Genomic DNA, 18,690 nt, shown 5'->3' with positions numbered 1-18,690 from the left:
TCCTTGTTGGCATGACTTAACAATAAAGGCGGAAACCAGCCGGATAGCCTGTTTTGCCATACGCCCTGCTTATAGCCCGCTACGAGGCACTATGCTTTTTGTGCTTGATAACAGGCTATAAGCAGGCGATCGTCTCAAAATATGAGAAAAGCACCTCATATCGAGGTGCTTTTCCAAACAACAACGCCCGTCGAATTACTCGCGGAATGCGTTGGTCACCGGCAAGCGACGGTCACGTCCAAATGCCAGTGCCGTGACCTTGGGGCCCAGCGGGTACTGGCGACGCTTCCATTCGGCACGATCCACCAAACGCATCACCGTATCCACCGTGGCTGCATCGAAACCATCGGCGAGCAGATCGGCGCGGCCATGCGCATGTTCGATGTATGCGGCCAGCACCTTGTCCAGTAGAGCGTACTCGGGCAGGGAATCCGAATCCTTCTGACCAGGGCGAAGTTCTGCGGAAGGTGCCTTTTCAATGGATGCAACCGGAATCATCACACCATCCGGCAGCGGTTTGCCGGGATTGCCTTCCTCATTGCCGACGATCTTCAATCCGCCGATGCCAACGCCTGCAGCTGCGGCCTTGTTGCGCCAACGGCTGATTTCCCACACGCGGGTTTTCAGCAGATCCTTGATTGGAGCATATCCGCCAACGGCATCGCCGTAGATTGTGGAATATCCGCATGCGAGTTCGGATTTGTTGCCGGTGGCCACGGCGAGCAGGCCACGCGAATTGGAGCTGGCCATCACAATCACGCCACGGATACGGGCCTGCAGGTTCTCAGCAGCCACACCATCGAGGTTCAGCTGCTGCTGGTAGGCGTTGAACAGCGGTTCGATAGGCTGTACTTCATAATGGGCGCCAATGTTCTTAGCCAGATCGGCGGCATCATCTTTGGAACCATCCGAGGAATACATGGATGGCATGGAGATGCCCCAGACGTTCTCGCCACCGCAGGCATCAGCGGCCATCGCGGCCACCAATGCGGAATCGATGCCGCCGGAAAGGCCCAGGGTCACGCCGGTGAAGTGGTTCTTGGCCATGTAATCCTTCAAGCCAAGAACACAGGCGGTATAGACTTCCTCGTCCTTGTCGAGTTCGGGCACGATTTCGGCCGTGCCTTGATGCTCGGCAGATGAATCGAAGTCCCAGAAGGTGAGGTTTTCCATGAACATCGGGCTGCGTTCCAACAGCGTGCCATCGGCATCCACCACGAAGCTGCCGCCGTCGAAGACCAGATCATCCTGGCCTCCCACCTGATTGAGATAAATGACCGGAGCGTTCACTTCGGCAGCACGCTTCTGAGCGAGTTCGAAACGCGTGTGGGTTTTGCCTTCCTCATAGGGAGAGCCATTGATGGTAAGCAGCAGGTCGATATTCTTAGTGGCAAGGTCGGCCACCGGACCGCCATCCTGCCAGATATCTTCGCAGATGGCCACACCGATGCGTGCACCGTCTACATCCAGCGTCACCGAACGGTCACCGGCGGAGAAGATACGGAATTCATCGAATACGCCATAGTTGGGCAGGAAGTGCTTGTCGTAGCCGGCCCACACCACGCCTTCGTGCAATACCACGAGACGGTTGCGCGGTTTGCTGGTGGCGCGGTCGGTGCCCACGGTTCCCACGACGACGAACAGACCACCAAAGCCTTCGGCATTGAGCTGGGATGCCAACTCATTGGCCTTGTCCCAAGCCGCTTGACGGAATGTACGGCGCAATGCCAAGTCCTCAATGGGATATCCGGTAAGCGTCATCTCCGGGAACACCACTATCTGGGCGTTGCCTTGAGCAGCCTTGCGGGAGTAATCAAGCACTTTGGCTGCGTTGGCGTCAAGTGCGCCAACGCAGGTATCGATCTGGGCGAGTGCAAAACGTAGCTGTGTCATGGTTTCTTAGTGTACTCAGCTCAGCTCGTTGAGCACACGCAGTGCAGCGTTGACGTAGAAGTTCACGAACGTTGGAATCGATTCGTCAAGACCAACGAAATGCGGGCTGTGCCAGTCCGCGCAGCCTTCCTGACCGTTGGAGCCCACGAAGGCGAAGACCGGCAGCGTCACCTTGGAGAATTCGCAGAAGTCCTCCCCCGCCATCGACGGACGAATCGGCTCAAGTTGCGCGTAATCATGCACGTCTGCGGCCACGGCTTTGGCAAGTCCCGAATCGGAAACCAACGGATCCTGGAAGTCATCCCACATCACGTCGGCGCTAATACCGTATGCCTTGGCGGTATGCTCAACGATTTCTTTGAATCGGCGGCCCACAAGGATGCCGTCCTCCTTATGGAAGTAGCGCACCGTCCCTTGGAAGCCGGCCTCAGCCGGCACCACGTTCCACACATCGCCGCCATGCACTTCGGTTACCGAAAGCACCAGCGGATGGAATGGCGTCACATTGCGGCTCACAATGGTCTGCAAACTCATAATCATGCTGGCCAATGCTTCAATCGGACTAGTTCCCTTATACGGGTAGCCAGCGTGAGAGCCGGAGGCGTGAATGTTCACGCGGAACTTCACGCACCCGGCCATCATCGGCTCCACGCCGATCGCCAATTGACCGGGAGCATAGTTCGGATTGTTGTGAGTGCCGATGATCGCATCCACATCGTCCACCAATCCGGCATCGATCATCGCGCGAGCACCTTGGCCGGTTTCCTCGCTGGGCTGGAACAGAATCTTGATGGAACCGGCGAACTTGTCGCGATGCTCGGCGAGCCAGAACGCCGCTCCAAGCAGGCCGGTCATATGCAGATCATGGCCGCAGCCATGCATCACACCATGATTGACCGAAGCGAATTCCAAGCCGGTGTCTTCCACAATTGGCAGCCCATCAATGTCGGCACGCAATCCGATGCGAGGACCGGGGCCGGCTTGCCCTTCAATAAGACCTACCACGCCGGTTTCCATCGGGTTCGGCAACAGTTCGATACCGTGTGCTTTGAGCTGGTCGGCAAGATAGATGCTGGTATCGAATTCCTTGAAACTGCGCTCAGGATGGGCGTGCAGGTAATGGCGAATGGAGATAAGTTCAGGATCGAAATCGATATGTTCACTCATGGTTGACGATTCTAGTAATGTGATTGGTTCTCTTATGCGAAAATCTCTCACCAGCACTGCTGAGTGAGAGATTTTCGAGACCATAGGCAATGCCCGTGGATGATTGCCGGACAACTACTGCTGTCGCTTCAGCAGTTTCTTGGCGATGGCGTTGGCGATGCCCTGCACCACCTGCACGAGCACGATCATGATGATCACGGCAGTCCAGGTGACGGTCTGATCAAACTTCTGGTAGCCGTAGGCGATGGCGAAGTTACCAAGACCGCCGCCACCGATGTAGCCGGCCATAGCGGACATGTCGAGTACACCGATGAACAGGAAGGCGTAGGCGAGAATCAGCGGGGCCAGGGCCTCCGGAATCAGCACCGTGCGAATAATCGTCAGCTTGCTGGCGCCCATAGAGCGAGCAGCTTCAATCATGCCTGGGTCAACCGGTACCAGATTCTGTTCCACCAGTCGAGAGGTGGCGAAGGTGCACATCACGACCATTGGGAAGATGGCGGCAACGGTACCGATGGAGGTGCCGACCACCACGATGGTGAGAGGCTGCATAGCAGCCAGGAAGATGATGAACGGGATAGGGCGCACGATATTGACGATGATATCGAGCACACGGTAGACGACGGCGTTCTCGAACAGATTGCCTGGGCGAGTGCCGTAGAGAACCACACCGAGGATAAGGCCCAGCAGGCCGCCGACCACGAGAGTGATCAGCACCATCGTCAGGGTTTGGCCGATGGACTCAAACAGCAGCGGGCGGAGCACGGTCCAATCACTATGAGAGCTGGCGAGCGTAATCATCATTCTGCTCCTTCGTTGGTTGCGGCGGACGCGTTCTCGGCAACGGTTTCATGCGTGTTCGGCGAATATGCGGAGACTGCCTGCGCATAGTCCACCGGCTGATCGGCCGTGCCGAAGTCAACCACATCGCTGTCCTGGGCGAGTTCCTTCAAGAACGGTTCCACGTTTGGACCGCGGAATTCATAGGTGATGGCGCCAATGGCGGTGCCACGAACAGTGTCGATGCCGCCGTACAGCAAACTGGATTCCACACCATGCTTGGCGATCAGTCCGGAGATGTTCTGGCCGGAAGCGCCAAGCGCACGCCCATGCGAGCCTGAAACATCCTTCTGGCGAATAAGCACCGTGACGATACGGCCGGACCAATCCTGATGCAGGCGCTCGACGCGTTCCTCTTCGGGCAGACCGGAGAGCGCGGTTGCGATGAATCGCTTGGTGACCGGCTGCTGGGGAGCTGCGAATACGTCGTAGACATCGCCAGCTTCGACTACGCGTCCGGCGCTCATTACCGCTACGCGTCCGGCGATCTGCTGAACGACGTTCATCTGGTGGGTAATCAGCACAATGGTGATGCCAAATTCCTCGTTCACACGCTTGAGCAGATTCAGCACTTCGGTAGTGGTTTCTGGATCAAGTGCGCTCGTTGCTTCGTCAGCCAGCAGAATCTCCGGGTTGGTGGCGAGCGCACGGGCGATGCCAACGCGCTGCTTCTGGCCGCCGGACAGCTGTGAAGGATACTTATCCGCATGCTCGGATAGACCCACGAACTCCAGCAACTCGGCTACGCGGCGGTCCTGATAGTCCTTGCGCCAATGGTCCAGCTGCAGCGGGTAGGCGATGTTCTGGGCCACGGTTTTGGTGGAGAACAGGTTGAACTGCTGGAAGATCATGCCGATTTTCTGACGAATCGGACGCAGCTTGGCTTCGCTCAGCTTGGTGATATCCGTGCCAAGCACCGTGACACTGCCCGCAGTCGGACGCTCGAGCGCGTTGATCAATCGCACGAGCGTGGATTTACCGGCACCGGAATAGCCAATGATGCCGAAGATATCGCCACGATTGATGGTCAGGCTCACGTCGTCCACAGCGCGTGTAGCAGACGCGCCATGTCCACGCGTTTTGAATTCTTTAACCACATGGTCAAAGGTGATGATTGGCTCGCTCATGGTCCTCCCCTGATTGTGCCGGTGTTGCCATACGTAATCGGTTATGCCGAGTGAGGTTACTACCACGGCTAGTCGTGGTGATTAGTCCTCACTCGGCATGGTCGATCACGTTATGGATGCTGTTGGTATATGGCTGGCGTATGGCTCACTGAGCCTTGGCGTCCTTTTCGATGTCTGCCAGGTAGCCCTGTAGGTCCTGGGCGCTGAACTTGTCGGCGAAGACCGCGGTACCGCCGGACTTCTCCTGGAGTGCGTCGAGCACATCCTTTTCCTGGAAGATCTTGACGAGCTTCTTGTAGGTTTCGTTGTTCACGTCGTCCTTGCGGGCAACCCACACGTTGATGTACGGGCGAGCTTCCTCGGATTCGGCATCATCCTGGTAGATGGCGTCCTTCGGGTCGAGGCCGGCATCGGCAACGTAGTCGTTGTTGATGACGCCTGCGGCGATGGTCGGGTCCTTCAGGGTGGTGGCGACCTGCTCGGCCTTCAACGGGGTGACCTTGACCTTGCTCTTGGCTTCGTCAATGTCGGCCGGAGTGGAGAATGCGGTCCAATCGCCCTTGAGGGTCACGAGGCCTGCGGCCTTGAGCACGCCGATGGCGCGAGCCTGGTTGGTTTCATCGTTCGGGATGGTGACGGTGGAACCGGCTGCAATATCCTTGATGTCCTTGACCTTGGTGGAGTAGACGCCAAGCGGGTAGATGGCGGTGCCGCCGATGGGCTGCAAATCCTTGTTGTTGCTCACGTTGTAGTTGGCGAGGTACAGCAGGTGCTGGAACTCGTTCAGGTCCAGCTCACCGGAATCGAGAGCCGGGTTCTCGGAGGTGTAGTCCTGGAAGTCCACGATGTCGACGTAGATGCCGGCCTTCTCGGCCTTCTGCTTGAACAGTACCCATTCAGGGTCGGTGGCACCCACCACACCAATCTTGACCGGATTGTCCTTGGAACCCTTGGCGGCTTCCTGATTGGCGTTGTTGTATGCACGGAAACCGAAGAATGCGGCCACGGCGATAATGGCCACCACGACGATGGCGATGATGATGTTGCGCGGCGTGTTGTTGACGCGCACCGGCTCGTTATTGTTGGCCGGAGTTGCCGGCTGGTTTGCTGAAGTCATGAATCTTTCCTCTTCTTCATCATGTTGTTTACGTCAAGAACCATACATTGCAGCAGATGGTCTTATTGACGGACGTGTTACACAATAGCTGGCTCAGAGCGCGTAAAGCCCAGAAATCCGCGAATTGGCGTATAGGCGTTGGTTATGGCAAGCATATAAACGGCTGGAATTATGCGATTTTTGGCCTTGCCGTAAAACCGGTTCGAGGCGGCCGCGAGCATGAATTAATCACTATGTGGACTACTTTTGCGAACACTGCTCCATATACGGCGCGGCGCGGGTAGGCAGCGCAGACAATGAGAGCATGACCAACACTGATATCAAAGCCGTATTTTTCGACATTGACGGTACGCTCACCAGTTTCACTACGCATACGGTTCCGGATTCCACTGTGCACGCCATTCGCTGTTTGCAGGCTGCTGGCATCAAAGTGCTTATTTGCACAGGTCGTGCTCCTTCGCAAATGAAGGTGGTGCTGGATACCATGCCAGTGACATTCGATGGCATTGTGGCATTCAACGGGCAGTATTGCTGTGATGACACTGGCTTCTTCGCTTCACAGTCCATTGATCGAGCGGATATTAAGATTATTCTTGATTGGCTCAATAGTCACCCGCAAGTGGTGTGCAATTTCGGTGAGCGCGATTACGTGTATTTCAATCAGGATGATGATGCGTTGCGCGCCACATGGGCGCAATTAGGCAAGACTGCGCCTATCCGATATTTCGATGATCCACATGTGCGCGCTTTGGCTCATGAGACGTTCCAGATCAGCCCGTTTATCGGAGTTCGCGAAGAGGCCGAGCTGGTTGGATTGTGTCATAACGTTCGCGGAGTCAGATGGCATCCCGATTTCACTGATTTGATTCCCGCAGATGGCGGCAAGCCTCGTGGCATTCAACGGTTTATGGAGCATTACGGCATCACGCGTGAACAGACGATGGCTTTTGGCGACGGCGGCAACGACACTTCCATGCTCGCCTACGCCGGCATCGGTATTGCGATGGGTAACGCCACCGACGAGCCGAAAGCCGCAGCTGATTTCATAACCGATGATGTCGATCATGATGGCGTGCTCAACGCCTTACGGCATTTCGGGATTCTTTAATGTGATTCGAGCTGCAGCCTGTGCCATGCCGCCTGAGATAGGACGGGCTGCGGTTCACAGCTCGCACATACGCAAAAGGCCGGCACTTTAAGCGCCGGCCTTAGTTGTGGAGCTAAGGGGATTCGAACCCCTGACCCTCTCCATGCCATGGAGATGCGCTACCAGCTGCGCTATAGCCCCAAATGGGTTGATTCATAATCATGAATCTTGAGAAATCATTAGCACTGGCTGCCAGTGATTTCCTCGTGGAGCTAAGGGGATTCGAACCCCTGACCCTCTCCATGCCATGGAGATGCGCTACCAGCTGCGCTATAGCCCCGTTTTCAGTTGTTGGCCCGTTGTTCGAACCTCGTATACATTACGACAGAATGAACTATCCGGCAAATCGGCGTGTCGCGGGATGACACTGATGTAGTTTACGTGCGCTTCGCCGGATAGTTATCCCTTTGTTTTCAACGCTTTTTAGCGTTCCCGCTCCCATTCATCCGTATCCGCAATGGCTGGGCCGTGGTTGTAATCCAGCAGTCGCCAACGAGTTGGCTGACCTTCAATATCCATCGGCACAAGGCGCACCCAGTGGGCATTACGCATGGAGAGCAGGGAGGCGAATGTGGGATCGATTTGGCTTAAACCAAGCAGTGTCTGCAATGTTTGAGAAATCCACGCACCGTGGGAGAACACGAACAGATCGGTATCCATGCCGGCGCGCGTAGACCAATCGCGCAACGCTTCCACGCCACGCTCCCCCACATGCTCCTTGGCTTCGGCGTGATACTTCATCTCTCCGCCACGGTGTTCCATCCATGAGCGGAAATCCTCAGGGTAGCGTTCGGCCAGTTCGCTGACCGCGTGGCCATCCCAATCTCCGAAGCTGCGCTCACGCACGCGAACATCATCATGTACTGGAGCTCCTCCCAATGCATCAGCGAACGCTTGGGCTGTAGCGTGAGCACGTACCAGGTCGGAGCACACGATGATGCGATGGTCGGTTTCCGGCCTGCGATCCACATACAAGTCCTTGAGTGCAGCAGCGGTTTGCTTCACCTGCCATTGCCCTACTGCATCCAGAGGAATATCCACTTGCCCCTGAAGCTTGTGCGCGGCGTTATACGACGTGCGGCCGTGGCGCACGAGGAAGATAGAACGAACATGTTGAGTTGTCATGGAATACATCCTTACGCTTGGATAAAGCTCTATATGCGGTTCTGTGCCAATGCAAACGCGGTGGGGTGAAGTTCACCGCCACCGCGTCAGTGTTGCTTAATCAGCCAAATCGTCTGCAGCGCGATCATGCACTGCAGTTTCAGGGTGCTCAAGTTGCAAATCAATGGATTCGCAATCCTTCCACAGTCGTTCCAGACCATAGAATTCACGAGCCTCATCGTGCATCACATGGATGACGAAATCACCATAGTCGAGCAATACCCACTGGCCTTCGGTAAGGCCTTCGCGCGATCGAGGCTGGCGACCGTCACATTTAAGATACAGATCCTTTTCGATCTCCTCGGCCACAGCAAGCACCTGGCGTTCATTGGAAGCGCCGGCGATCATCATAATGTCGGTAATACCGAGCAGGTCAGCAACGTCAAACGCCACGATATCGGTGGCTTTGATGCGGTCGGCCGCTTGTGCGGCAATGCGCACGGCATTGATGGAATCTTCGAGTGCCGGCATCGATCAGCGCTCCCAGGCGGGCTTCCAGCCCTCAACGTTGTGCTGCGTGTTCTCAGAGTAGACCATCGTGTCATCCGGCACTGCGTGACGGACCACGGAGCCAGCACCGGTGGTGACGTTGTCTCCCACCTGAACCGGGGCCACGAAGAGGTTGCCTGCGCCGACATGGCAGCCGGAACCGATGACCGTACGGTTCTTGTGCACGCCATCATAGTTGGCGGTGATGGTACCGCCGCCGATGTTGGTGTGATCGCCGAGCTGGGCGTCACCCACGTAGCTCAAGTGCGGCACCTTGGTGCCGTTACCGATATGAGCCTTCTTCATTTCCACGAATGCGCCGGCCTTGGCATCTTCACCGAACTCGTTGCCCGGGCGCAGATAGGTCCACGGACCAATGTTCGTACGCGCGCCGATATGGGATTCCTGCACGCGGGAACGCTCCACCACGGCCTCGGCATCCACTGTTGCATCGATCAGTGTGGTATAGGGGCCCACTACAGCGTCCTCGCCAATCACCGTGTGGCCTTGAAGGAAGGAGCCAGGCAGAATGGTGGCGTCGCGCCCAATTTCCACATCGTCTTCGATCCAAGTGGTTTCCGGATCGAGAATGGTCACGCCCTCGCGCATCCAGCGTTCGCAGACGCGGCGGTTGTAGGTCTTGGACAAAGCAGCCAACTGTACGCGATCGTTCACACCTTCCACGGTCAACGGATCCGGAGCGGCGAATGCGCCGACCTTACCTGCGGCCTTGGCGGTTTCCAGAGCGTCGGTCAGGTAGAACTCGCCCTGAGCATTATTGGACTTCAAACCGGCGATGGCTTCGGACAGCACGGATGCCTCGAACACGTACACGGAGGTGTTCACTTCCTGTACTGCCAGTTCGCTGCGGTTGGCGTCCTTCTGTTCGACGATGCGCAACACATTGCCTTCGCGGTCGCGAATGATACGGCCGTAACCGGTCGGATCGTCCAAAATCGTGGTGAGCACGGTGGCACCATTGCCTGATGCGTTATGGAATTCCACCAGCTCGCGCAGCGTCTCGCTGTCCAGCAACGGCATATCGGATGCGGCAATCAGCACCGGACCGTTCAGCTCGCCGGCTTCGGCCAACTGAGCCATAGCGCACTGCACTGCACGGCCGGTACCGGGGATATCGTCCTGATTGACGATAGTGACGTGCTCATCGTAGGAGCGGGCGGCTGCGGCCACACGCTCGGCCTGGAAGTGCACAACCACGGCAAGCGTATCGGGATTCAATGCGGACACAGAGTTCATAACCCTGTTCAGGAATGTCTTACCAGCGAAAGTATGCAGAACCTTCGGCTTGTTGGAACGCATACGGGTACCCTCGCCTGCAGCGAGGATGATGGCTGCGGATAATGCCATAAGTGACGTATTCCCTTCAATCTGGAATAACTTATTCTCTTGCAAACAATCTAAAACAATAGACGGAAAAACAAATAACGGCCACTCGAATGTCGAGTGGCCGTATTTGGCTCCCCCACCTGGACTCGAACCAAGACAAAGGGTTCCAAAGACCCGTGTGCTGCCATTACACCATGGGGGATCGCGGGTTTTCAACCCACAAGTGTTCATTTATACCACATGTTCGGCATTTGTCGAATAGCACCGCCATGTCGCGCCGTGTGCACCGCACAATTGTGCGCTATTGCGCGGTGCACACGGCGGCTTCGCAGTCATTCATGCAACGTCGATAACCGGCGTGTCACGCAAACAGGAAGCCCTGTCCGTGATGTTCCGGATACGTGTCGAACAGTTCGGCAACGGAACCATCCTCAAAGACCGCGCGAATGGCGCTGGCCAGCAACGGAGCGATGGAAAGCACCGTCAGACCATCCCAGCGCTTTTCATCCGGGATCGGCACGGTGTCGGTCAGTACGACCTCGCGTGCGCCGCAGTTCTTCAGACGTTCCACAGCCGGACCGGAAAGCACGCCGTGGGTCGCGACCACAGTCACCGACTTGGCACCGGCCTCCTGCAGCACATGGCATGCACCGGCAATCGTGCCCGCGGTATCGATCAAATCATCAACCAGCACGCAATCCTTGCCCTGCACGTCGCCCACTACACGATTCGCCACGGCCTGATTCGGGCGCGTAATGTCACGAGTCTTGTGCACGAAGGCGAGCGGGCCGCCGCCGAGACGCTGCGCCCACTGCTCAGCCACGCGAATACGGCCGGCATCCGGAGACACAACGGCAACGTTGTCAAGCTGGCCTTGGAAGCGATCGCGAATGTAGTCCACCAGTACCGGCATGGCGATCAGATGATCCACTGGACCATCGAAGAAGCCCTGAGACTGTGCCGCGTGCAGATCAACCGACATAATACGATCGGCACCTGCGGTCTTCAGCAAATCGAAAATCAGACGGCAGGAAATAGGTTCGCGGCCGCGATGCTTCTTATCCTGACGAGAATAACCAACCAGCGGGCATACGGCGGTAATGGAGCGAGCGGAAGCACGCTTCAGCGCATCAATCATGATGAGCTGTTCCATGATGGCCTTGTTAATCGGCTGGTAGTGGCTTTGCAGGACGAAAACATCCGCACCACGGACCGATTCGGTGTAACGCACGTACATCTCGCCATTGGCGAAATCATATGCCGTGGTTTCCAACAAATCGATGCCGAGCTGCTGTGCAACATCTTCGGCCAATTTCGGATGGATTCTTCCCGTAACGAGAATCAGGTTCTTATCAGGCTTTCCTTCAAGGATTGCGCTCACCATTACTCCCAACGTGTGGTCTCGCTGATGCAAATTCCAAGCATAGCCGCTCTTGGCGACTGAGGTACACATCGGCGTCGCCTATCGTTTACCAAGCACGTGCACGCGAAATCATCCGTGATGTATTCATCAGTGGTTCGCTGCAATCCAATCGGATATGGTCTGTTTAATGGTCTGTGCATACAGGTCGCTACCGGCCTTTGGATGTATCCCATCAGACCCTAATACCTGCGGATTGGCGGCAGCCGCAGCATCCCAATCCACCAATATCACATTGTTTTTATGACTATTGGCATAGTCGGCCAGTACCTGATTGGTAGGAGCTATCCATGAGCGATCGCCGTGCGCGTTGATCAGCACCATGATGCGATCAGAGCCTATCTGGTTGTAAATGGTATCCAACTGCCCTGTGTTAGCGGCGGTATTGGTGCCCAAACCGACGAACACCCATTGGCGTAATGCTCCGGACGCGGCATCATCGCGTATGATGCTGGCACCGGCAATTAGCGAGCGAGATACGGAAGCGTCAACCTGAATGCCCGGAAATACATCCGATAATCCTTGCGAAGAAGCCAGCATCACTGAATCGCCAACAGCCGTAATCTGGTCTCCCGTAGGCATAGTGAACTTTGGCGTGGGCGGCTGCGGAGGTTCCGGCACTCCCCCACGTAGCAAATCACCGGTACGTTGCTGCTCTGCTTCCAATCGTTGCGCCTGGGCTTCAAGTTCCTGCTGCATAGCCGTCTTCGTCGGAGCATGCGTAACGCCTTGCACGCACCCGAACAACGAGGCCACCAGAAGCAAGTCCACAATCACAGCGCGAACAATATGCCCAACTGTCGTATTGCGAATGGGCAGAATCACAAACAATGCGGAACGGACACCGGCCGGGCGTTCCACCAATATCCATGATGCCGTTACAGCGATCGCTGTCAGCACCGCAGTCATAATCAATGGCCAAGGTCCGCGAGATGGCATCAAGTGCGGAGCTACAGCAAGCGACACAATCCACAGCGGCCAATGCCAAAGGTAAATGCCATACGAATATTTGCCAAGGCCGGCGAGCGGTCGGAACACCATGAGATCCTGCATCCAGGAATCCTCGCAAATCGTTCCGGCGATCAGCACAACGGCAAGCATACTGGCGATGACAATGCCGCCGCGGAAAGCAAAATCATTTTGTTTGCCGGCAATAGTGAAGGCAAACAGCAGAATCAGACTGACAAAAGCCAGCACTGGTGCGATGGCTCGCCATATGCGTATGCGCAATGGCTGCGGTACCTTGGGCAAAGCAACCGGTACTGATGTGCCATCCGGATAAGGTACAGTGCGAATGATTCGTGGCAGTCTTGGATGCCGTTGCTCGTAGCGAACAACCATCCAAGCCAATGCGACTCCCAGCATCAGCCCGACACTGTGAGTGTCCGTACCGAAATACACGCGAGTGGGATCAGCACCAGGCTTATACAGTGCCCACATAAGCGTGCCGCTTATAGCGGCGAGCGCTAACGGCACGGCGATGGATACGGCTCGTTGTATTCGCCACATCAGCCATACGATAAGCGGCACGATAACGTAGAACTGCATGAGTACGCCGATGAACCATAGATGGCGGAATATCTGCGGGTTCATCTGGTCGAAGTAGCTTTGGCCGCCTGCGATGGCGTACCAGTTATAGCAGCCGAGTAATACGGTGATGACCTGGTTGCGTATCGATACCAATATATCGTGGTCCCAGAGCCATCCGACGCTCACCATGATGGGAATCATGAAGAAGAGTGCCGGGTAAAGGCGTGCGGCACGTTTGGTGATGTATCGTTCAAGATGCAATGAGCCGGTGTCGAACAATGATCTTAGGAGACTGATGCCGATGAGGAATCCTGACACCGTGAAGAATACGTCTACTCCATAGAATCCACCTGGCAGTAATTGCTGTTGGGTGTGGTAGAGCACGATGGCGATAATCGCCAGACCTTTGATACCGTTTAAACCAACGTAACGTCCGTGTACCACTGTTGACACTGGCTTGTTCTCTGTTTCTTCTCTTTTAACCGCTCTTTCTCGGTAGGTATTACACCAATAGCCACAGACACTTCAGGCCGTGCGAGAAGCGGAGTAATCCTGCTTTTCGCACGGCCGGTTGGCGTGGGTTATTTGTGGTACAGGCTCACGCGCTCGTACTTCGGCTCGCAGCATACGTTGATGCCGAGTTTGCGGTAGAGGGCTTCGTCTGTTGAAGAGATGATGACGGAGAAGAACGCATCGCAGCCTCGCAATTGTTCGAGTCCGGCGATGACGCGTGCGGCCACTGGGCTGCTGGCGCTGGTGATGGAAAGCGCGATCAGTGTTTCATCCGAGTGCAGGCGTCGGTTGGCGCTCTTGAGGTGTTCGGTTTTGAGCTGGCAAATCGGCTCGATGGCGGCATCATCGATGACTTGTTCGGCATCGTCCACGCCGGTGACTGCTTTCAGTGCATGCATGAGCAGGGCGCTAGCGGCTCCGAGCAGGTCGCCGGTTTTGCCGGTGATAACGCGACCGTCCGGCAGTACCATTGCGCCAGCCGGTGCGCCTGTGGCGGCTTCCTTTTCAAGTGCTGCAGCTCGCGCTGGCGATAGGTCGGGCGTTACTGACGCCTTGTTCATGATTGAGCGCAGACGTTCCACTTGTTCTTCGCCGGTGCCAGTGCGCTTGACGCGTTCCGCTGCGGCGAAGTATCGGCGGACGATTTCCAAACGTGCGGCGTCTCGGCAGGCATCATCGTCCACTATGGCGTAACCGGCCATGTTGACGCCCATGTCTGTGGGGCTTTGGTATGGGCTCTTGCCCATGATGCGTTCCATCATGGCTTTGAGTACCGGGAAGGCTTCAACGTCACGGTTGTAGTTGACCGTGGTTTTGCCATATGCCTCAAGGTGGAACGAGTCGATGATGTTCGCATCGTCCAAGTCCGCGGTGGCGGCTTCGTATGCGATATTGACTGGATGATTGAGCGGCAGGTTCCAGATGGGGAACGTCTCGAATTTCGCGTATCCGGCTTCGATGCCGCGCTGGTGCTCGTGGTACAGCTGGGATAGGCAGGTGGCGAGCTTGCCGGAACCGGGGCCCGGAGCGGTGACCACGACGAGCGGGCGGCTGGTTTCCACGTAATCGTTCTTGCCGTAGCCTTCTTCTGAAACAATATGTTCGATATCGTGCGGATATCCGGCAATGGGGTAATGCAGGTAGCAGGTGACGCCCAATTGTGCGAGACGATGACGATAGGCGTCGGCAGCCGGCTGGCCTGCATATTGGGTGATTACCACTGATCCCACATACAGACCGTGGGAGCGGAAGACGTCGATAAGGCGCAGCACGTCTTCGTCGTAAGGAATGCCGAGGTCGCCGCGCATTTTGGCTTTTTCAATATGGTTGGCGTTGATGGCGATGACGACTTCCACGTCGTTTGCCATGCTTTTGAGCATTTGGAACTTCACGTCCGGCTCGAAGCCTGGCAGTACGCGCGACGCATGGTAGTCATCGAATAGCTTGCCACCGAATTCCAGATACAGTTTGCCACCGAACTGCGCAATGCGCTTGCGGATATTGTCGGACTGCAGCTCAATATACTTCTCGTTGTCAAAGCCCTGACGCATAAGGCGGTATTCCTTCCCGAACATCGTCATAAACGGAAAGATTATACCGGAAAATCTAGGATCATTTTTTCGCATGTAATAAGATGCCATATCCCACCAAGAACAACGATTTTGCAATGTTGCGGCACGACACACTATCGCAAACGCTCCACTAATATATCGAGATTATGGCTCATTGCATTAAAACGTTGGAATTAAGCCATTCGATACTTATTAAGCACTGCGCGCTATTTGCCATAATTTGAAATCAACGACTTCGCCGCATCACGAAAACTATGCAGCCCCTATATGCATAATCAGTATCCCCGACCAGCGGCCCCTCGAACACACTTTCGCAAAGGCAGAATTCCAATTATTGCCCCGTTAGCTTCACTACAGGCGGTCATCGAGGTCGACGAGCCGGCTTATGGCCCGTTAACCTCGATGAGGAGTTTTCATCGAAGTCGCGAACCGCGGCATGCCCGAACAGCTTCACTGAGAGCTCGCAGAGAAGGCAAAATGCCAAGTCTACCTCTCATACCATCGCTCAGATATCTACAGCAATACTTAGTGAAGTCGCGTGACCAGAATTTGGGCCCATCACATCAAAATGCCCCGGAGATGTTTTTATTCCCGTCCTAACACCGTCACGGGAATCTCTCAACGAAGGCGAACGGACAGGTCCTGCCCAGGTTCCATTTCACCACTGACAGGCACCGCATGCCCAATGTAGTCGGACGGCCATGCTGCACACAGCCCCATCTTGATATGTTCAGCATCATCTTTCTCCCCACACGTCTCACAGCCGGCAATCAAAACAAATCACGCTTTCCGAGACATCCCACTTTCATCCCGCGTATTGCGGGAAATTAAAAACGGACGACGCCGATCCTATGATGAATCAAAGGTTATAGAGTTATCTACTACATGAGTGGTTATGCATGGATCAACTCGGTCATCGCGTAGATGTCGATGTGAAGGAGCGCTTCAACATGCGTGGAGAACAGAGCCAACTTACCCGAATGCTTCAGGGCGCGCAGACGCGTTTCATCATTCCCGTATATTAACGTAATTACGACTGGAATCGCGAGCAATGCGAACGGCTATTTGACGATCTCGAAGATGTAGCACGCCAGCATCGCGAGTCCCATTTCTTTGGCAGTATCGTGTCTCAAGCGGATTCTCAAGCCCGCCGAATTCTCATCGACGGTCAGCAACGTATTACCACGGTGTACCTGCTGTTGGCGGCGTTGCTGACGCAACTTCGATGCGGTGCCGTCGATGACGGAGGAAACGCCAATCTTGAACTTTTCATCAAAGATGAGTATCTCGTTGATCGTTTCAGGGACGACGACAGCAAACTCAAGCTCAAGTTGGTAAAAGGCGATCAGAATGCCCTCATCAGAGTCATCGACGTCGCCAGTACCGGCAATGGCGAGCTTGACGAGAGCTCAAATGTCACATCAAATTACCGATATTTCATGAATCGAATCATCAAAAGCGGGCTTGACGCATATTCCATCGAACAGGCAATAGAAAAACTCGAAGTCATCGATATCAAGCTCGAATCCGGAGACGATGCGCAACTCATCTTTGAAAGCCTCAACTCAACCGGTCTGGATTTGAATGAAGGCGACAAGATACGCAATTATATGCTCATGAATCTTCCACTGGACGAGCAGGAAGAATGCTACGAACAGTTCTGGAACGTCATGGAACATAACACCAATTATGACGTAAGCGGATTCATTCGAGACTATCTCACCATGAAAACCCGCAGAACACCTGTCATCAGCCGTGTTTACCCCACTTTCCAGCAGTTTTCCAAGGAAATCGAACATCGGTCCTTGATGAATGATCTGCTCCGTTTCTCTCGCTACTACGCTCGCATAACCGGAGTCACGCCCGGAGGCACACGCATTGACGATGCGCTGAAACATCTCCGTCTACTCGAAATGAGCGTTATCAACCCATTTCTTCTGTCACTTCTCGAATACTCCGATGATGGAAATATCTCCGATGATGAGCTGGTGAACGTTCTGGACATCATCGAGGATTATCTATTCCGTCGATGGCTATGCAATGTCGCGACGAACGCACTGAACAAAATATTCGCCGGCCTTCATCATGAGGTACTGCGTGGTGTAAACGAGGGTGCTTCGTATTGCGATTCACTCACCTATGCACTGCTCCGCAGAGAAGATAGCGGCAGATTCCCCCGCGACGACGAATTCCGACGCTCCTATGACGAACGCAATCTGTACAAAATCAGGCGCATGCGTTTCTATCTGTATGACCGTTTGGAGAACGGCGATAACGTCGAACGCGTGAACATTGTGGACATGATGGAAAACGGGACACTATCAGTGGAGCACATCATGCCACAGTCGCTGTCCCGCCAGTGGAAACAGTCTCTCGGCGACGATGCAGACGAAATTCATAATCAGTGGCTTAACCGTATGGGTAATCTGACGCTGACCGGATACAATTCACAATATTCAAACAGCGAATTCACATTCAAACGTGATTGCAAACACGGGTTCAAAGACAGCGGCCTTAAAATCAACAGATTTGTCGCGGAATGCACCGAATGGGATGAAGCACAAATGGCCGAACGAAATGAACGACTCTGGCACCGTTTTCTTGAGCTTTGGCCTTCACTCGACACGTCCTACAAGCCCGCAGTCGAAGAGCACGAAAGCCACGGACTTGACGACGACTTCGACTTCACAAACAGAAAGATCGCTGCATATACGTTCCAAGGAGCACGCCATACCGTCAAAAACTGGGTTGACATGATGAAAGGCGTTCTGTCAAGCCTGGTCGAAATTGATTTTGCGGGTTTCCGCTCAGTAGCATTCTCAGACAAGTTCCCATCCCGGTACTTCTCCGACTCACCGCTTGAATACGGGTTTGAAGTAGCCCCAGGCATCTGGTTCAACCCTGGATCCGCAACGGTCACCAAGCTCGAAACACTGAGCAGAATCATCGATAAAATCAACGGAGTAGAGCCGTCTGACTTGTCGTTTGAACTATACGATTAAGAGATTTCCTGGAATCCTATCCTCAATAGTATTTCTACATGGTTCTGATAAGGAGGCATCATCGTCATAGGGAACCCCAGTCCATCAGTATTTTTCTCAAAACGTTTAAAACACTATGGAACAGTCCATTTACTCCCTGAACTTAGTACCTTCGCCGGGGTGACCGTGATTATGAGTGGGACAGTAATGCAAAAATGGCGTTATTGCAGTTGCGTGACACAAAGAAAACGCTTTCTCCACGCGCTGCGGCAAAGGCAGACTCGCATAAACCTTGGAAACCTTGGAATTAAGCCATTCTTGCAAAAAGAAAATTATTATACATGATGCGTAATTTGCCACACTGCTTCATAATTGCTGTTTTTG

General features: G+C 54.8%; 13 protein-coding genes, 3 tRNA genes and 1 pseudogene. 3 read left to right on the top strand and 14 right to left on the bottom strand.

Annotation, left to right across the window (positions count from 1 at the left end):
- Positions 1–195 precede the first annotated feature (195 nt).
- The 5 genes from Tam1G_RS02465 to Tam1G_RS02445 form a co-directional block, all read right to left on the bottom strand.
- Complete coding sequence (locus Tam1G_RS02465) at positions 196–1,893, bottom strand: NAD+ synthase (protein ID WP_101625320.1); 1,698 nt, start codon at positions 1,891–1,893, stop codon at positions 196–198.
- 15 nt (positions 1,894–1,908) lie between these two features.
- The gene (locus Tam1G_RS02460; protein ID WP_101625319.1) at positions 1,909–3,060 is read right to left on the bottom strand and encodes a M20 metallopeptidase family protein; all 1,152 of its coding nucleotides are present in this window, start codon (positions 3,058–3,060) and stop codon (positions 1,909–1,911) included.
- A gap of 114 nt (positions 3,061–3,174) precedes the next feature.
- On the bottom strand, positions 3,175–3,861 hold the full coding sequence (locus Tam1G_RS02455) for a methionine ABC transporter permease (protein WP_101625318.1): 687 nt from the start codon (positions 3,859–3,861) through the stop codon (positions 3,175–3,177).
- Entirely contained in the window at positions 3,861–5,027 is a 1,167-nt protein-coding gene (locus tag Tam1G_RS02450) for a methionine ABC transporter ATP-binding protein (RefSeq protein WP_101625317.1), read from the bottom strand. The genes Tam1G_RS02455 and Tam1G_RS02450 overlap by 1 nt, the downstream gene beginning before the upstream one ends.
- 145 nt (positions 5,028–5,172) lie before the next feature.
- Positions 5,173–6,144: a MetQ/NlpA family ABC transporter substrate-binding protein gene (locus tag Tam1G_RS02445; RefSeq protein WP_101625316.1), complete on the bottom strand. Its 972-nt coding sequence runs from the start codon at positions 6,142–6,144 to the stop codon at positions 5,173–5,175.
- A gap of 304 nt (positions 6,145–6,448) precedes the next feature.
- On the opposite strand from Tam1G_RS02445, the gene Tam1G_RS02440 reads away from it, so the two are divergent.
- Positions 6,449–7,252, top strand: coding sequence for a Cof-type HAD-IIB family hydrolase (locus Tam1G_RS02440; protein ID WP_101625315.1), 804 nt, complete (start codon positions 6,449–6,451; stop codon positions 7,250–7,252).
- Between the two features lie 107 nt (positions 7,253–7,359).
- Here the strand turns inward: Tam1G_RS02440 and Tam1G_RS02435 are convergent.
- The 9 genes from Tam1G_RS02435 to Tam1G_RS02395 all read right to left on the bottom strand — a co-directional run bounded on the left by Tam1G_RS02435 (position 7,360) and on the right by Tam1G_RS02395 (position 15,304).
- Positions 7,360–7,432 (bottom strand) — tRNA-Ala (locus Tam1G_RS02435).
- Positions 7,433–7,498: 66 nt separating this feature from the next.
- Positions 7,499–7,571 (bottom strand) — tRNA-Ala (locus tag Tam1G_RS02430).
- 143 nt (positions 7,572–7,714) lie between these two features.
- Positions 7,715–8,416 carry a histidine phosphatase family protein gene (locus tag Tam1G_RS02425; RefSeq protein ID WP_101625314.1) on the bottom strand — a complete coding sequence of 234 codons (702 nt, stop codon included), beginning with the start codon at positions 8,414–8,416 and terminating at the stop codon, positions 7,715–7,717.
- A 96-nt stretch (positions 8,417–8,512) separates the two neighbouring features.
- A complete protein-coding gene (gene rsfS / locus Tam1G_RS02420; RefSeq protein ID WP_101625313.1) occupies positions 8,513–8,926 on the bottom strand; it encodes a ribosome silencing factor in 414 nt (137 codons plus the stop codon).
- Positions 8,927–8,929: 3 nt separating this feature from the next.
- Positions 8,930–10,312 carry a bifunctional UDP-N-acetylglucosamine diphosphorylase/glucosamine-1-phosphate N-acetyltransferase GlmU gene (gene glmU, locus Tam1G_RS02415; protein ID WP_101625312.1) on the bottom strand — a complete coding sequence of 461 codons (1,383 nt, stop codon included), beginning with the start codon at positions 10,310–10,312 and terminating at the stop codon, positions 8,930–8,932.
- A gap of 107 nt (positions 10,313–10,419) precedes the next feature.
- A tRNA-Gln gene (locus tag Tam1G_RS02410) sits at positions 10,420–10,493 on the bottom strand.
- A 159-nt stretch (positions 10,494–10,652) separates the two neighbouring features.
- A complete protein-coding gene (locus Tam1G_RS02405) occupies positions 10,653–11,675 on the bottom strand; it encodes a ribose-phosphate diphosphokinase (protein WP_101625311.1) in 1,023 nt (340 codons plus the stop codon).
- A 126-nt stretch (positions 11,676–11,801) separates the two neighbouring features.
- The gene (locus Tam1G_RS02400) at positions 11,802–13,685 is read right to left on the bottom strand and encodes an acyltransferase family protein (RefSeq protein ID WP_101625310.1); all 1,884 of its coding nucleotides are present in this window, start codon (positions 13,683–13,685) and stop codon (positions 11,802–11,804) included.
- A 137-nt stretch (positions 13,686–13,822) separates the two neighbouring features.
- The gene (locus Tam1G_RS02395) at positions 13,823–15,304 is read right to left on the bottom strand and encodes a DUF1846 domain-containing protein (protein ID WP_101625309.1); all 1,482 of its coding nucleotides are present in this window, start codon (positions 15,302–15,304) and stop codon (positions 13,823–13,825) included.
- Between the two features lie 1,058 nt (positions 15,305–16,362).
- Between Tam1G_RS02395 and Tam1G_RS11865 the strand changes: the two are divergent.
- Positions 16,363–16,926: pseudogene (locus Tam1G_RS11865) on the top strand (DUF262 domain-containing protein); the annotation flags it as partial.
- A gap of 9 nt (positions 16,927–16,935) precedes the next feature.
- Positions 16,936–18,327, top strand: coding sequence for an HNH endonuclease family protein (locus tag Tam1G_RS11860; protein WP_341352520.1), 1,392 nt, complete (start codon positions 16,936–16,938; stop codon positions 18,325–18,327).
- Positions 18,328–18,690: the final 363 nt, after the last annotated feature.

Origin of the sequence: Bifidobacterium imperatoris, from assembly GCF_002860405.1 — a bacterium.
Lineage (GTDB): Bacteria > Actinomycetota > Actinomycetes > Actinomycetales > Bifidobacteriaceae > Bifidobacterium > Bifidobacterium imperatoris.
This window is presented reverse-complemented; position numbering and strand designations above follow the sequence as displayed.

Bases quoted from the DNA above. Each gene is read 5' to 3' on its own strand.
- Tam1G_RS02465 (WP_101625320.1), bottom strand. From the start codon at position 1,893: ATGACACAGCTACGTTTTGCACTCGCCCAGATCGATACCTGCGTTGGC.
- Tam1G_RS02460 (WP_101625319.1), bottom strand. From the start codon at position 3,060: ATGAGTGAACATATCGATTTCGATCCTGAACTTATCTCCATTCGCCAT.
- Tam1G_RS02455 (WP_101625318.1), bottom strand. From the start codon at position 3,861: ATGATTACGCTCGCCAGCTCTCATAGTGATTGGACCGTGCTCCGCCCG.
- Tam1G_RS02450 (WP_101625317.1), bottom strand. From the start codon at position 5,027: ATGAGCGAGCCAATCATCACCTTTGACCATGTGGTTAAAGAATTCAAA.
- Tam1G_RS02445 (WP_101625316.1), bottom strand. From the start codon at position 6,144: ATGACTTCAGCAAACCAGCCGGCAACTCCGGCCAACAATAACGAGCCG.
- Tam1G_RS02440 (WP_101625315.1), top strand. From the start codon at position 6,449: ATGACCAACACTGATATCAAAGCCGTATTTTTCGACATTGACGGTACG.
- Tam1G_RS02425 (WP_101625314.1), bottom strand. From the start codon at position 8,416: ATGACAACTCAACATGTTCGTTCTATCTTCCTCGTGCGCCACGGCCGC.
- rsfS (WP_101625313.1), bottom strand. From the start codon at position 8,926: ATGCCGGCACTCGAAGATTCCATCAATGCCGTGCGCATTGCCGCACAA.
- glmU (WP_101625312.1), bottom strand. From the start codon at position 10,312: ATGGCATTATCCGCAGCCATCATCCTCGCTGCAGGCGAGGGTACCCGT.
- Tam1G_RS02405 (WP_101625311.1), bottom strand. From the start codon at position 11,675: ATGGTGAGCGCAATCCTTGAAGGAAAGCCTGATAAGAACCTGATTCTC.
- Tam1G_RS02395 (WP_101625309.1), bottom strand. From the start codon at position 15,304: ATGCGTCAGGGCTTTGACAACGAGAAGTATATTGAGCTGCAGTCCGAC.
- Tam1G_RS11860 (WP_341352520.1), top strand. From the start codon at position 16,936: ATGCTCATGAATCTTCCACTGGACGAGCAGGAAGAATGCTACGAACAG.